The sequence below is a fragment of the Bacillus sp. N13C7 genome (genome assembly GCF_026790065.1).
Taxonomy (GTDB): domain Bacteria; phylum Bacillota; class Bacilli; order Bacillales; family Bacillaceae; genus Bacillus.
On the sequence record NZ_JALAMO010000007.1, the window covers coordinates 50,181 to 65,235 of the forward strand.

Here is a 15,055-nt window from a genome sequence, read left to right on the forward strand (position 1 = left end):
TTGGAGCAGCATTGGGGAACTGAAGTATCCAATGCCGTCTATGCTGCGTTACAGCACCGAGCCGACAATATATCGTTTGTCGGGAACTTGGGTGGAACCACGGGTCATCACACACTCGTCCCTTTCAGCGGGACGGGTGTGTTTTTTTATATATAACGATTGATAAGGAGTGTTTTAAAAATGAGTAAACAAGTGCACATTCAGCTTCCGGACGGTCAGATGAAGGACTTTCCGAAAGGCATCACTATCAAAGAAGCGGCTGGTTCTATCAGTTCCAGCCTGCAAAAGAAGGCGGCTGCGGGCCAGGTCAACGGCAAGCTTGTGGATCTCAGCTTCAAGCTGGGGGAGGATGCTGAGCTTTCGATTGTCACACTTGATTCGCTAGAAGGCCTGCAGGTGCTCCGCCACACATCAGCACACGTGCTGGCTCAAGCGGTGAAACGGCTATACGGCGACGTGTCCTTGGGCATAGGTCCAGTGATTGAAGACGGCTTCTACTATGACATGAAGCTGGATCGAAGCTTGACATCAGGAGATTTAGAGGCCATCGAAAAAGAAATGAAGAGCATTATAAATGAGAACCTTGAACTCAAACGAATGGAGATTTCTTATCAAGAGGCTGAAGAGCTGTTTGCCAAAAAAGGCGAGCCGTTTAAACTGGAGATGTTAAAGGATATTCCGCGCGGAGAGGTTATCACACTGTACCAGCAGGGAGAGTTCGTTGACCTGTGCCGTGGGCCGCATCTCCCTTCTACAGGGATGATCAAGGCGTTCAAACTAATAAGAGTATCAGGCGCTTATTGGCGCGGAGACAGTGAAAATGAAGTTCTGCAGCGGGTATACGGGGTTGCGTTTCAAAAGAAAAAAGATCTCGATGCACATCTGCATTTGCTGGAAGAAGCGGCAAAACGAGACCACCGCAAGCTGGGTAAACAGTTGGAACTGTTTATGTTTTCTGAGGAAGCGCCGGGGATGCCGTTTTATTTGCCGAAAGGGCAGATTGTCCGCAATGAGCTGGAACGTTTCTCGCGTGAGCTGCAAACCAATGCCGGCTATGATGAGGTGCGTACGCCATTTATGATGAATCAGCGGTTATGGGAGCAGTCAGGCCACTGGGATCATTATCGCGACAATATGTATTTTTCAGAAGTCGATGACACAAGCTTCGCAATGAAGCCGATGAATTGTCCCGGCCACATGCTCATCTTTAAAAACAGCCTGTATTCTTATCGGGATCTGCCGATTCGCATGGCGGAATTCGGGCAGGTGCATCGCCATGAATACAGCGGTGCCTTAAATGGAATGCTTCGCGTCCGGACGTTTTGCCAGGATGACGCCCATATTTTCGTTCGGGAGGATCAGATTGAGAGTGAGATCAAAGAAGCAATACGGCTGATTGATAAGGTATATCGCACATTTGGCTTCGAGTATTCAGTTGAGCTTTCAACACGCCCGGAGGACTCATTAGGCGATGACAGCCTTTGGGAAGCCTCGGAGAGTGCCTTGGCACACGTCCTTGAGGAGCTTGGCCTGTCTTATGAGATCAATGAAGGCGATGGGGCGTTTTACGGACCGAAAATTGATTTTCACATAAAAGATGCCCTCAAACGGAGCCACCAATGCGCGACAATTCAGCTTGATTTTCAAATGCCGGAAAAATTTGATTTAACATATATTAATGAACAAAATGAAAAGGTTCGTCCTGTTGTCATACACAGAGCGGTATTCGGCTCGATTGACCGTTTCTTCGGCATTTTGATTGAGCATTATGGCGGGGCTTTTCCAGTTTGGCTCGCACCGATTCAGGTTCAGATCATACCGGTATCGCACGTTCATTTGGACTATTGCAGAAAGGTACAGGCGGAGCTGAAACAGCTGGGGATAAGAGCAGGCATTGATGAGCGCAATGAGAAGCTGGGCTACAAGATCAGAGCGTCACAGGTGCAGAAAATTCCGTACGTGCTGGTGCTTGGAGATCATGAAGAGGAGGAAGGTGCGGTAAACGTCCGCCAATTCGGCCATCAGCAGAATGAACATGTTCCTTTTCAGACATTTAAAGAAAAACTTGTCAAACAGGTGAAAAATCGAGACATGTAGGAGAAAAGCAGCAAATTTTCATTTTGCTTTTTTGACTTTCCCTATTCGGAATCAGTAAAATAATAAGTAAATCATATCGTTCGTATGTTATGAATGCATCTCGAAATGGGGAAATCTACATGGACCATGACAAACTGGAAGCAAATTTGCTGGATCACGCACTTACAAAATATTTGAAAAGCACGAAGCAATTAGATGAAGCCACCGTTCCGAAACACGTAAATAATGTAAGAGGATTTATTCTGCGGATCATATACAGACATGGGAGCTGTACCATAAAGGATATTCTGAAGGAGGTCACTCTGTCTCCCTCTGCCACGACCACGGCTCTGAATCATTTAGAGCAGGAGGGGTTTATTGAGAGATCCAGAAATAACAATGACCGCCGCACAGTTTGGATTACGCTTTCTGCATCGGGCCGGGCAGCGGCTGAGCAAATGATCGAAAACCGCCAGGGGCTGATTGACGACATGTTTGAACGTTTGACAGACGAAGAGAAAAAGGCGTTATTGGCGATTATTGCAAAGCTGACCCAATAGGGATAAAAGCCGGTGCGCGAAGCGCCGGCTTTATAGAGATTATTCCATATCGCTCAGGCGTTTGCCTGCAACGGCATAATGGTCTTTTCTCATTTCTTCTATAAAGACAACAATTTTTTCTTCAGAAGCACCGGTTGTTTCCTTTACGGCTTCTGTTACTTTCTCGACAAGATTGCGTTTTTGCTCGTCTGTACGGCCTTCGAGCATTTTGACAGTTACGTATGGCATGGGTGCTGAATCCTCCTTTATCTCGTTTCCTCTCTTTAGAAAAAGAGGCTTCTTATAGTATACTGAATAAAGTAAATTCTTGCATTTTGAGAAAGAGGGATATCTCACTTGGACCGTTTTTTATATTATCCGTTATCTTTAATGCCATACCTCGTCATCACGCTAATTGTGTCGTTTACGATGCACGAGCTTGCCCACGCTTATGTCGCATACAAATTCGGTGACGATACGGCGAAAAAACAAGGAAGACTGACGCTGAATCCCATTAAACACCTTGATCCGTTCGGAACCATTTTGATTTTGGTGGCCGGCTTCGGGTGGGCGCGCCCCATTCCCGTGAATCGACGCTTCTTTAAGAAGCCTCGGCTTGCCGGTGTGCTCGTATCTATAGCCGGGCCCGTCAGTAACCTGATTCTTGCGTTTATTGGTTTCTTTTTGTTAGTGTTGATGCATGCGTACGGAATGGAAATGCTTGCGGCGTTCAGCACGGGGCTGGATCAGTTTTTTTCTATTTGGATACAGCTGAATCTTGTCTTGTTTTTATTTAATCTGCTGCCGCTTCCTCCGCTCGATGGCTATCGAATTATAGAAGATCTCGTTCCGCCGGGCGTGCGTGCCAAAATGACGCAGGCGGAGAGCTACGGCTTTATCGTATTTTTGGTGCTGTTTGTGACACCGCTAGGATCTTACGTGCTGTGGCCGATGCTCAATGCAGGAAGAGATTCGATTTTAAAGCTGTTTTCAGCGATATTTCAACCGCTTTTGTAGGAGGTAGAACTTCATGGAAGAAAAAAAGAAAAAATCAATCGGGTTTAATATTATCAAAAGTGATCCGACAGACGGACACGGCGGTTTTGGCGTAGGGGCACTCAGCCTTGACAACATTTCTCCCGTATTCGTTGATGTAGACGAAAAAGAAGCGTTCGTAGACATCGGCGCCATGCATGCCCGCAGCACCGTTGAAAAAGGAATTAAATTTTTGCCGAACAAAGAAGAAGTTCCAAACGGCAAACCATACTGGCTTGTGTGGGTAACGATTGACAGAAAAGAAGAGGGGCCTTATTACGCTGGTGTGACAGCCTGTGAAATGACGGTCGACAGAAGCATCAGAAGAGGCTACAAATCACTGCCTGAGCATGTGAATCTGATGGATAAATCCATGAAACGGAAAATTATCATTGATAAAATGGACGACAGCTCGAAGCGTGTACTAGGCGAGTTTCTGAAAAAACACGATCAGGGCCTATGGGACCGGTCCTCAGATGAATTAAAAACAGGCCTGCTTCCGGAAGACAATTAATTTGTGAACTTTCTATGAACTTTTAGAAAATTTGAACTATTTGTTGTAAACATTGAGTAAACTGGTGATACAGAAATGAGGACATGGAAAATCCCGAGCCGAAACAAGACTCGGGGTTTTTCATTTTTAGGGGGATATGATGTACGAAACCATTCGAGTCGGCGATTGGGTGATAAAAGCCGATGTAGAAGAAACGAGTAAGCAGTATAAGAAAGATATAGAGGATATGTGTGAATGCGGTAACTGTCTTAACTACTATGAGGCAGTGAATGAACTGCCGGTTCAAAAAGCTCAAGTATTAGAGGGTTTAGGTCTCATTCCGTCCAAATGCACAGATATAAATTACCATGGGATAAAAGATCATTTGCACTTTTATATAGCGAGTTATTTTATTGTAGGCAGTATTGTTGAGGGGAGACTAGAAATGAACCCGAAAAAGATTGATTTCTCATGGCATATTTCATTTTCAGTGCCGCATCACCAAATTTACATTCCTAAAGGTTTCCCAAAGCCAATTATTCAGCTTGATTGTGTTACGCTTCTTCCATGGGTCATTGACCAACCATACGAATAACCCGGCCTCCGAGCAGCCGGGTTATTTTTAATGAGTCCGCCCCAGCCATTTGTCCCACCATTTTTTCTCGGAAGCGGGTTTTTCTTTGGCTGGAAGCCGGCCTTTTGTTTGTTTAGCGGGTTCTGCCCCGTAGCAGACGTTTGATGGCTCAGTGCCTTTGACAAAATACGTGTAATGCTTGGCGGCGCAGCCGGGGCCGGATGTGTAGCCTGTTTCTGGATCAATGTACACGCCGGTTACGCCTTTTGGCGGTTTGAACGCAGTTTCCGGTTCACCTTTGAGCGCATCCTCCATGAAGTCCGCCCAAATGGTTTTGGCATAGCTTTTTTCTTCGACTGAGTCGATGGTGCTGTTTTTGTCATACCCAGTCCAAACGCCTGCGGCCAGCTTCGGGTTGAAGCCGATCATCCAGCTGTCTGCACTGGTGGTTCCTGATTTTCCCGCGTACGTTCTTGTCAGGCGGTTGGCGATCGTCCGTCCGGTTACTGATGTATAGCCGTTTAAATCCGTATCAAACATGCCTGTCATCATATTCGCCGTGACAAAAGCAGCTTTTTCATCAAGCACCTGTTTATGCTGACTCGGGTTTTCGTACAGGACATGGCCCGCCGCGTCCGTAACTCGCGAAATAAACGTCGGTTCGATTTTCTTCCCGCCATTTGCAAGCATGGCGTAAGCGTTGACCATTTCAATCGGACGCACGGGTTCGGTGCCGAGCGCCAGGGACGGCAATGCTTGAAGCTGCGCAGTAATGCCGAATTCCTTTGCCGCCTGCACAAGCTTGTTCATGCCGAGAAAGAGATGGGTTTTCACTGCGTAAATGTTGTCGGAAAGCGCCAGCGCCTGCAGAAGCGTAATCGGCTTGTTGGCGTAGTATCCGTTATAGTTGCTGGGAGAATAGGTATCTCCTTTTGCATCAATTTGAAACTCAGTTTCTTCGCTTTTCATCAAAGTGACTGGCGTAAATCCGCTCTGAATCGCTTTATAGTACAGTAACGGCTTGATCGTCGATGCAGGCTGGCGTTTCGCCTGGGTCGTCCTGTCAAACGGGCTTTTTTGATAATCCCTGCCGCCGACAAGGGCGAGAACGTTTCCTGTGCGGGGATCAATGGCCGAAAACCCGACTTGAATGTCAGAGCCGGCGTTGACGGTTTCGGTAATGGTCTCCTCGGCGATGCGCTGCATCCGTTTATCTACCGTTGTATAGACGTTTAACCCGCTCGTTTCAATTTGCTCCCGCGTCATGCCGAGCTTTTTCTCCAGCTCTCTCATCGCATTGTCATAGAAATAAGGGGCTTTCCTCTTGGAAACTTGTTTATTCAAAGGCTGATAGGAAAGAGGTTCCTTGATCAGTTCATTCGCTTTCTTATGGCTGATCATCCGCTGCTTTTCCATCATCCGCACAATCGTTTTCTGGCGCTCCTTGGCCTTCGTTTCATTAACATACGGTGAATAGCCGGATGGGCCTTTCGGGATTCCTGCCAAAAGCGCCGACTCCGCATCCGTCAGGTTTTTCGCATGCTTGCCGAAATACAGGCGGGAAGCGGCTTCAATGCCGTAGGCGCCGTGTCCGTAGTAAATCGTATTTAAATAGCCTTCTAATATCTCGTCCTTAGAATAGTTCTGTTCCAGACGGATCGTGTAGAACGCCTCATTCCATTTCCGTTTCCACGTTTTGTCGTGTTCAAGGTATAAATTTCTGGCATATTGCTGGGTGATGGTGCTTGCACCCTGAACCTTGGCAAATGCTTTCAGGTCAGCAAGCGCCGCGCCGGCCATGCGTTTATAATCAAAGCCGTGATGATCGTAGAAATTCTGGTCTTCAATCGCCACTGTCGCTTTTACGATCGTCGGATTCATGTCCTTTAAGGGGACCCAATAGCGCTTTTCGCCGTAGTTCGTTTCCCCGAGCTTTGAGCCGTCACTCGCATACAAAATTGTGGATTGCGGCACTTGCACCGAGGGAGCGCCCTGGTATTTGGCTATCAAAATGACAGTCATAAACACGGCAGCTGCCGCCAACGCCGCAAAAGCCCCTAAAAAGATAAAGGCGCGAACGGTTTTCAGCGTCAGTCTCAGCCGTTTATTTGTCATTGCATCCACAACGGGTTCCCCCTTTTTTTATGTTTCTACTATTATGAGAAAAAAAGATCATTTTTAAACATCACAGAACAGGACGCATCTTTACTTTTTCCCTGCCATCCTCTATACTTTTTCCTTAGGTGAAAATGAGATTTCAACCGAGAATAAAAGCTGATAAGACGCTTACAATAAATGAATACAGCCTTGAAAGGGAGATGACAATTGAGCGAACTTTGGTACACAGAGAAGCAGACGAAAAACTTTGGCATTACGATGAAGGTTAACAAAACGTTACATACAGAACAAACGGAGTTTCAGCATTTAGAAATGGTGGAAACAGAAGAGTTCGGCAACATGCTGTTTTTGGACGGCATGGTGATGACATCTGAAAAAGACGAATTCGTTTATCACGAAATGGTGGCGCATGTGCCGTTATTTACGCACCCAAATCCGGAGCACGTTCTTGTAGTCGGCGGCGGTGACGGCGGCGTCATCAGAGAAATTCTGAAGCATCCGAGCGTGAAAAAAGCGACACTTGTTGATATTGACGGCAAGGTCATCGAATACTCTAAAAAGTTTCTTCCTTCAATCGCAGGCAAACTCGACGATCCGCGTGTTGACGTGCAGGTAGATGACGGATTTATGCACATTGCAAAATCTGAAAATCAATACGATGTAATCATGGTAGATTCAACTGAACCTGTAGGGCCGGCTGTAAACCTGTTTACAAAAGGATTCTACGCGGGAATCGCGAAGGCGCTGAAAGAAGACGGCATTTTCGTCGCTCAGACGGACAACCCATGGTTTACGCCGGAATTAATCACAAATGTACAGCGCGACGTGAAGGAAATCTTCCCGATCACGAAGCTGTATACGGCGAACATTCCGACATACCCAAGCGGTTTGTGGACATTTACAATCGGCTCGAAAAAATATGATCCGCTTGCAGTGGAAGATAGCCGTTTCTTCGATATTGAGACAAAATATTACACAAAAGATATTCATAAAGCGGCGTTTGTTCTTCCGAAATTTGTGAGTGATCTGATTAAATAATGTTGGTATGGCGCAGGAGCGAATCTTGCGCTTTTTTACAGGAAAGCGAGGGTATTATAGATGAGATTTGATGAAGCTTATTCAGGAAAAGTATTTATTGCGAGCCGTCCCGAGTGGGAGGGAGCGGACGCCATCCTTTACGGCATGCCGATGGACTGGACAGTCAGCTATCGCCCGGGCTCACGCTTTGGCCCAGGCAGAATCCGCGAGGTGTCAATCGGCCTTGAAGAATACAGTCCGTATTTAGACCGTGATCTGGCAGATCTGAACTTCTTTGACGCCGGCGACATTCCGCTGCCGTTCGGAAATCCGCAGAGAAGCCTTGATATGATTGAGGAATATGTGGACAGCATTTTAGAAAAAGGGAAATTCCCAATGGGCATGGGCGGGGAGCACCTCGTGTCATGGCCTGTCATTAAAGCAATGCACAAGAAATACCCAGACCTTGCGATTATCCATTTTGATGCACATACAGATCTTCGCGTTGATTATGAGGGAGAACCGCTTTCTCACTCAACGCCAATCCGTAAAGCCGCAGAATTGATCGGACCGCACAATGTGTATTCATTCGGAATCCGTTCCGGCATGAAAGAAGAGTTTGAATGGGCGAAGGAAAACGGCATGCACATCTCAAAATTTGAAGTGCTTGAACCGCTGAAAGAGGTGCTTCCGAAGCTGGCGGGCCGTCCGGTTTATGTCACAATTGACATTGACGTATTAGACCCTGCACACGCACCGGGTACAGGTACGGTTGACGCCGGCGGCATCACGTCTAAAGAACTGCTTGCATCTATCCATGAAATCGCTCGCTCAGAGGTAAACGTGAAGGGCGCTGATTTAGTGGAAGTCGCACCGGTGTATGACCACTCAGAACAAACGGCAAACACAGCCAGCAAAATCATCCGTGAAATGCTGCTTGGGTTTGTGAAATAAAAAAATCCAGACCATGTCTGGATTTTTTTTATTCCCAGTCTTTGCACACATTAATCCATGCTTTTAAGAAAGAAAATTCAGATAACTATTCTGGTGTTAATTCAATAGCAGAGTTTCTGCTGCCGCAAGCAGGGAAAACAGTCTTAAACCGTTTCAGCGATACATCGAAATAACTCTCCAGATTATGAGCCAATCCAAACGGGCAAACTCCTCCAATTTCATGGCCTGTCTGCTCCAGTACTTCATCAGGAGAGAGCATTCTTGCTTTAAAGCCAAATGTTTGCCTGAACTTATTGTTGTCGATCTTGGCATCTCCGGCTGCCACAATCAGAATCGCCTGATCTCCTTCTCCTCTGAAGGACAGTGTTTTGGCGATCCTTGCCGGGCTCACGCCGATCGTCTCAGCCGCTAGTCAACTGTCGCGCTTGACGTTTCGAATTCCATGACATCCTGTTCCCGATGCCGCTGTTTAAAGTGGGGTTTTGCACTTTCCAGAGACATAACACCTTGCCATCTTCCGTTATGATGTATTGAAAAATCATAGCATGATTGGAAGACTGGGCAAAGAGAGGACAAAAAAACCGCCGATGGACGGCGGTTAAATCATTCCTCGTTGTGCAACTTCAATTTGGTGTGCAGGTGCGTTTGCAATATTCGTTGCGATGAAAACAGTGCTTAGGGCCAGGCAAGAGAGTAATAATTTAGACTTCAATTTCATACAATTTCACTCCTCCTTGAATAAGTTGCCTTACTTGTTCCACCTTCAAAAAATAAGCAGAAGCTTTTTGAAAATTTTTACGTTCATGATAATATTTTGCCACATCAATAGCGAAATCTTCAAGATCAGCGTACAACATTTTACTTTCGAGAAAATCAAAAAATCCTTGAATTGCTTCTTCATCCGGGCCTGATAAGTATAAAGATTTCAAAAATTCAAACTCTGATAAATATATTGCATCTTCGGCCTTTTGAGAATAAGCCATTCCCTTACTATGATATTCACGGGCTTTATCCATTTTTCCTAATTTATAATGAATCTGTGTAATTAAAAAATATGCTTGAGGCAAGGAAGGAAGAATGTTTGATTCTTCAAAAACAGATATTGCTCTTTTGAAATAAGTTATGGCATCCTCATACTGGCTTTGGCTGTTTTTACAAAGCCCGATATTGTACAAAGTTCTTCCCATTAATTGGGGCTGATTTTCAGCTTCTGCCATAGAGTAAGCTTTTTGAAAATGTGAGATGGCATCCTCATATTGTTTTAAATCTAAGAAATTGGTGGCAAATAAAGAATGACACTGCAGCAATCTTATATTATAAGCTTCGTGTTCTTTGTATATTTCATATGCTTGCCGTGCATAGTCCATTGAAAAATATGTTTGTTTCATATAGTAATAAGATTCAGACATTTTGAAGAAAAACTCAGCTTTCTCTATCCGATCCTTAACGAATATCAACTTGCTTTCGGCCTTTTTGAAAAATTTAATAGCCGACAGATATTCCCGCTGATCCAGTTCATACATGCCCCTGAAGAAATTAAAGTAATAATCAAGGACTCCAGTTAAACGAGCCTGTTTTTTATCAATCTCAAGCAGCAGATCAGACAGTCTCGGCTGTTCCTCGATCCGCATTTTTTCTAACGGCTCAAGGTACTCAAGCATCAGGTTGTGCCGGAATTCCATCAGTGAATAGTACAAATGAAGATCTTGATCTTCTTCCATTTGATCCAGCTCTTGCTTGATTTCTCTTCGCAAATATTCTGCATCGGGTATGCTGAATCGGCGTATGTACATATACCATTCGTTAATCTTTTCTCCAACGGAAGAAGAAGATATGACACCTGTCACGTTTGTAAATCCCTCCCTTCATTATTCTATATATGTCATATTTTATCATTATCATTCTTATGAGAAGCGCAAAAAAACCGCAATCTTTTCTTTCGTTACACCGCATGCTAGAGGAAAAAAATTCAAAAAACCACTTATGTCCCCGGTGATGTGTACAAGCAAACACATCCTCCCTCCATATTCTGTTGTATCTGCGTGAGCAGTGTATGTCTGAAAAAGGAAGTGAAGGGATGAGAATAAGCAAGCTTTCCTTTAAAGAAAAAGCAGGAGCTGCACAAGAAGAATGTTTATGTTTTTGTGAGGAAGAAGCAAGCCGTGAAGCCATGTTTCAAGCGCCGATTGAATTGCCTGAGGGGTTTGTCGTTGATCCGGCTAAAGCTGTTGCAAACGTCACATGGAATGCGGACAGCCTTTCTTGTGTCAGTGAACGTTGCTTAATTGAGACGGGGCCTGAGCCTGATGAAATCGGTGTTCAATTTGCAGTCCGCCTGCAGGGAACCGTCACGCTTCTTGTCAGTGTCTCACCTGTGCGAAATCAATATGGACAAGGGGAGGGGGCTGTTTCTGTCATTCACAATGCAGAGATTGATCAAGTCGTCTATTATTCTGATGAACCGAATGATTGCCCAAATATCAGTGACATCACGATCGAGAACCTTGTTGTCGTCCCGCCGTTTTACGGTAGTCCTTTATCGGTGACGGGAACAATTGTGCTTGTTCCTGAGCCGGAGCCTGTTTATGCGTTTACAGCGAATCCAAATGATCAATCAGTTTCTGTGATTGATACAAACACTCATACTGTTGTGACAACGATTGCTCTTCCGTACGAGCCGACAGGTATTGAGATGGCCCCGGATAAAAGCTCTGTGTTTGTCTTGCATTTTAACAATAATATGATTTCTGTCATCGATTATGACACATTGACTGTTACTGCATCCATACTGCTAGATGAGCCGCCTGAAACAATTAAATTTGGGCCTGAGCACGATTTCGCTTATGTTCTCGCCGGTAATGCCATTTATGTGATCAGAATGCAAACCTCAACTGTAGAAAGGTCTATTCCTGTTGAAGGGTATGATATTGCAATTGATCCTAATGGGTTGTTCGCTTATGTTCTTGATTTTGGTTTAGTGCAAAAAGTGGATTTATCTACCGGTGACGTTACAGGAACAATTGAACGAGAGCTTATTGTCAATTCTATAGAAACAAAGCCGCCGGAGCGGTATGCCTATGTATTAGAACAAGATCTCTTCTTAAATTATTTGACGATTATTGATTTAGATACGTTTACGATCAGTAGCACCCAAGAGCTGGAGTATGAGGGTGAGTATCAAATGTTTAAGAGCGGTTCAGGATTGTATTTGTTTGATGGTTTCACTCACAATCTATATTCCGTCAGTCCAAGTGGTGCAGGCGTAATAGGAAATCTTCCGCAATCGGCAAGAGATTTTGCGTTTACCCCGAATGGTGAATTTCTGTATGCAACTCGTTTTATAGAGCAAAGCATCATTGTTTACAACACGGATGACTATTCTGTGGAAACTGTCATATCGCTTGGCGTTTCACCGAGTGATATTGCGATTTAACCAACTATTCATTTCTAAAAGGGATGTGAAATCATGAAAAAGAATGATCTTTCTGTTTTACAGGAAAATTGTTTCTGTTTTTGTGATGAAGAAGTCAGCCGTGAAGCGCCATTTCAAGTGCCGATTGAAGTTCCGGAGGGGTTTGTCGTTGATCCTGCGGAAGCAGTCGCTGCGGTTACATGGAGTACAGATCATCTTTCCTGTGTCAGTGAGCCTTGCTTAACAGAGATAGGACCTGGTACTGAGGATATTGGGGTGATCTATGGAATGCGCCTTCAAGGAACCATCACGCTTCTTGTCAGTGTATCGCCTGTACGAAATCAATATGGACAAGGGAACGGGTCTGTATCAGTCATTCACACGGAAGAAATTGATCAAGTCGTTTATTATTCGGATGAATCTAACGATTGCCCTGATTTCAGCAACATTACCATAGAAAATCTCGTCGTCGTTCCGCCGTTTTATGGAAGCTCTTTAACTGTGACGGGCACAATGGTTCTTGTCCCTGAGCCGGAACTTGGATCTTATGCGTTTACAGCTAACCAAAGCAACCAGACGGTAACAGTCATTGATACGAATACTCACACTGTCGTAAAAACAATTTCTGTTCCTTATACACCATATGAGCTTGGAGTTACACCTGATAAACGATACACCTATGTTCTGCATCATAACTATGATCTCGTAACTGTAATTGATAATACCACATTAAGGGCATCAGCATTCATCCCGATTGAGGGCAGACCGTTTCAAATCGCTTTTGATCCTGCCGGTGCATTTGCATATGTATTAACCAATTTTTCTGATTCTATTTTTGTCATTAATACCGAAACAAAATCAGTAGATCGTGTGATTGACAATGTTGCTGTTCTGCCAGCAAGTATTGCGATCGATACAACTGGACAGTTTGCCTATGTAGTGGATAATGCAAGCGGATCTATTCATAAAATTGATCTAGCAGCCGGTTCGAGCGCAGGAGTTCTGACTGGATTGTATTCTCCTAATAACATGGCGATAGCGCCAAACAATCAATTTGCTTATGTGACGACAAGAGAACCAAACGATTTGAACTTGAGTTACGTTAGTGTGATTGATTTAAATACGTTTGCGGAAAAAGCTTTACTTAGCGACTTGTTCCTTGGAAGTCCGAAAATGATCTTTTCATCTGACAGCACACGAGCATATTTGCTTGTTCCAGGACAGCTCTATGTGTTTGATACAGCCAGTTATACAGAGATTGCCGATGCCGATCTTCTTGGTACCAATGATTTCGCGCTCACACCTGATCAGGCATTTATATATACCACGCAGCCGGAGCAAAACACAGTAACCGTCTATCGGACTGACGATTTATCTGTTGAAACGGTGATCACTGTCGTAGGCGGGCCGATGGCCATAGGGATATAAAGATTTGAATTGAAAAATGCCTCTAAGGAAGTGAAGGACTATGAAGAAGGGTGTTAAAGGAAAAGCGGGGATAAATCAGGAAGGTTGTCTATGTTTTTGTGAGGAAGATAGCAGCCGTGAAGCGCCATTTCAAGTTCCTATTGAAGTGCCGCTGGGTTTTACTGTTGATCCGGCTGAGGCAGTTGGAAACGTGACATGGAATACTGATAATCTTGCATGTATCAGTGAACCTTGTTTAACCGAGGCGGGGGTTGTATATGGCATTCGCCTTCAAGGAACGATTGAATTATTGGTTAGTGTTGAACCCGTACGGAATAAGAATGGACAGGGAGAGGCCGCAATCTCTGAGGTTGAGACAGTGGAAATTGATCAAATTGTTTATTATTCCGGACAGGCTGAGGACTGTCCGGATCTGAGCCAAGTTACAGTAGAAAATATAGTGATTGTACCGCCTTTTTACGGAAATCCACTGACCGTAACGGGAACATTCATTCTAGTGCCGGAGCAGGAGAAACGTTCTTACGTGTTTACTGCCAATACTGGAGACAGCACAGTTTCGGTTATTGATGCAGAATTAAACACTGTTGTAAAAACGATCCCATTTGCTGCTGTGCCGACTCATTTAGGCGTTACTTTTGATAAAGCATACACGTATGTCCTCCATGGGAATACCGACCTTGTCTCAATAATTGATAACAAAACACTAACGATTATAAATACCATTACTGTTGGAGGAGGGCCAAGAAAGATTGAATTTGATTCAACAAATGAGTTCGCGTATGTGATGGCCGCTGGCTCTATTTATATAATTAACATGGCCTTCCAATCGGTGATTAATGTCTTCCCAGTACCCGGTGCCTCAGACTTTGCGCTAGATCCAAATGGACAGTTTGTCTATATCGCCAATACAAGTAGATGGTCGGTCGATCAATATGATGTGAATACAGGCCAGTTGGCAGCAAGTATCATGAATACATTTGAATATCCAAGCTTAATTCAAACTCCTTACGCTGGTAATTTTGCTTACGTGATGAATAATGAACTGTGGCCGAAAAATGTAACGGAAATCAGTTTGTCACCATTAAGCAGGGGAGACGACTTTGACCGCCTATTTGACACCCTGAGGACGATTGTATTTTCTGCGGATAGCACTAGAGCCTACTTTTTAGAGACTTATAGTGAACCGTTTCTCATTGACAATTTACATGTCGTTGATACAGCTACCCAAAGCATCATTGCAAACGTGTCATTTCCTAATGCCTTTGATCTAACAGTTACACCAGACAATCAGTATATTTACGCGGCACAGCCCGGCGACAATACCGTGACCGTGTACCGCACGAGTGATTATACAGCCGTGACGGTGATTCCGGTTGGCGCGGGTCCGTCTGCGATTGCGATGTAGCTAT

General features: G+C 44.6%; 14 protein-coding genes and 1 pseudogene. 10 read left to right on the top strand and 5 right to left on the bottom strand.

The genetic code is table 11. The annotated features are described in order from the left end of the window. Positions 1 to 180: 180 nt before the first annotated feature. Entirely contained in the window at positions 181 to 2,097 is a 1,917-nt protein-coding gene (gene thrS / locus MOB98_RS08420) for a threonine--tRNA ligase (protein ID WP_268358941.1), read from the top strand. Between the two features lie 119 nt (positions 2,098 to 2,216). After that, positions 2,217 to 2,636 (top strand): MarR family transcriptional regulator, encoded by a 420-nt coding sequence (locus tag MOB98_RS08425; protein WP_268358942.1) that lies wholly within the window; start codon positions 2,217 to 2,219, stop codon positions 2,634 to 2,636. A 39-nt stretch (positions 2,637 to 2,675) separates the two neighbouring features. On the opposite strand, the gene MOB98_RS08430 is transcribed toward MOB98_RS08425, so the two are convergent. Further along, entirely contained in the window at positions 2,676 to 2,864 is a 189-nt protein-coding gene (locus MOB98_RS08430; protein ID WP_003222038.1) for a 2-hydroxymuconate tautomerase, read from the bottom strand. 108 nt (positions 2,865 to 2,972) lie between these two features. On the opposite strand from MOB98_RS08430, the gene MOB98_RS08435 reads away from it, so the two are divergent. From MOB98_RS08435 to MOB98_RS08445, 3 genes are all read left to right on the top strand, one after another. Beyond that, positions 2,973 to 3,632, top strand: coding sequence for a site-2 protease family protein (locus MOB98_RS08435; RefSeq protein ID WP_003243167.1), 660 nt, complete (start codon positions 2,973 to 2,975; stop codon positions 3,630 to 3,632). A 13-nt stretch (positions 3,633 to 3,645) separates the two neighbouring features. Continuing rightward, positions 3,646 to 4,164 carry a YwhD family protein gene (locus tag MOB98_RS08440; protein ID WP_268358944.1) on the top strand — a complete coding sequence of 173 codons (519 nt, stop codon included), beginning with the start codon at positions 3,646 to 3,648 and terminating at the stop codon, positions 4,162 to 4,164. Between the two features lie 136 nt (positions 4,165 to 4,300). Continuing rightward, positions 4,301 to 4,738 (top strand): hypothetical protein, encoded by a 438-nt coding sequence (locus tag MOB98_RS08445; RefSeq protein WP_268425313.1) that lies wholly within the window; start codon positions 4,301 to 4,303, stop codon positions 4,736 to 4,738. Between the two features lie 27 nt (positions 4,739 to 4,765). Here MOB98_RS08445 and MOB98_RS08450 read toward each other — a convergent pair whose 3' ends face one another. Then, a complete protein-coding gene (locus MOB98_RS08450) occupies positions 4,766 to 6,841 on the bottom strand; it encodes a transglycosylase domain-containing protein (protein ID WP_268358947.1) in 2,076 nt (691 codons plus the stop codon). A 201-nt stretch (positions 6,842 to 7,042) separates the two neighbouring features. Here MOB98_RS08450 and speE point away from each other — a divergent pair, with 201 nt between their 5' ends. Together speE and speB are read left to right on the top strand one after the other, a co-directional pair. Continuing rightward, positions 7,043 to 7,873, top strand: coding sequence for a spermidine synthase (speE, locus tag MOB98_RS08455; protein WP_003227543.1), 831 nt, complete (start codon positions 7,043 to 7,045; stop codon positions 7,871 to 7,873). Between the two features lie 60 nt (positions 7,874 to 7,933). After that, the gene (speB, locus tag MOB98_RS08460; protein ID WP_268358949.1) at positions 7,934 to 8,806 is read left to right on the top strand and encodes an agmatinase; all 873 of its coding nucleotides are present in this window, start codon (positions 7,934 to 7,936) and stop codon (positions 8,804 to 8,806) included. 85 nt (positions 8,807 to 8,891) lie between these two features. On the opposite strand, the pseudogene MOB98_RS08465 reads toward speB, so the two are convergent. The 3 genes and pseudogenes from MOB98_RS08465 to rapF form a co-directional block, all read right to left on the bottom strand. Next, a pseudogene (locus MOB98_RS08465) lies at positions 8,892 to 9,307 on the bottom strand (YbaK/EbsC family protein). Positions 9,308 to 9,404: 97 nt separating this feature from the next. Further along, a complete protein-coding gene (locus MOB98_RS08470) occupies positions 9,405 to 9,524 on the bottom strand; it encodes a PhrC/PhrF family phosphatase-inhibitory pheromone (protein ID WP_024713860.1) in 120 nt (39 codons plus the stop codon). Further along, a complete protein-coding gene (gene rapF / locus MOB98_RS08475; RefSeq protein ID WP_268367185.1) occupies positions 9,508 to 10,653 on the bottom strand; it encodes a response regulator aspartate phosphatase RapF in 1,146 nt (381 codons plus the stop codon). The genes MOB98_RS08470 and rapF overlap by 17 nt, the downstream gene beginning before the upstream one ends. A 230-nt stretch (positions 10,654 to 10,883) precedes the next feature. On the opposite strand from rapF, the gene MOB98_RS08480 reads away from it, so the two are divergent. From MOB98_RS08480 to MOB98_RS08490, 3 genes are read left to right on the top strand one after another with little or no spacing between them, the layout of a single operon-like run. Continuing rightward, the gene (locus tag MOB98_RS08480) at positions 10,884 to 12,239 is read left to right on the top strand and encodes a YncE family protein (protein WP_268359955.1); all 1,356 of its coding nucleotides are present in this window, start codon (positions 10,884 to 10,886) and stop codon (positions 12,237 to 12,239) included. Positions 12,240 to 12,272: 33 nt separating this feature from the next. After that, positions 12,273 to 13,646, top strand: coding sequence for a YncE family protein (locus MOB98_RS08485; protein ID WP_268359956.1), 1,374 nt, complete (start codon positions 12,273 to 12,275; stop codon positions 13,644 to 13,646). Positions 13,647 to 13,686: 40 nt separating this feature from the next. Continuing rightward, on the top strand, positions 13,687 to 15,051 hold the full coding sequence (locus MOB98_RS08490) for a YncE family protein (protein WP_268359957.1): 1,365 nt from the start codon (positions 13,687 to 13,689) through the stop codon (positions 15,049 to 15,051). Positions 15,052 to 15,055 lie beyond the last annotated feature (4 nt).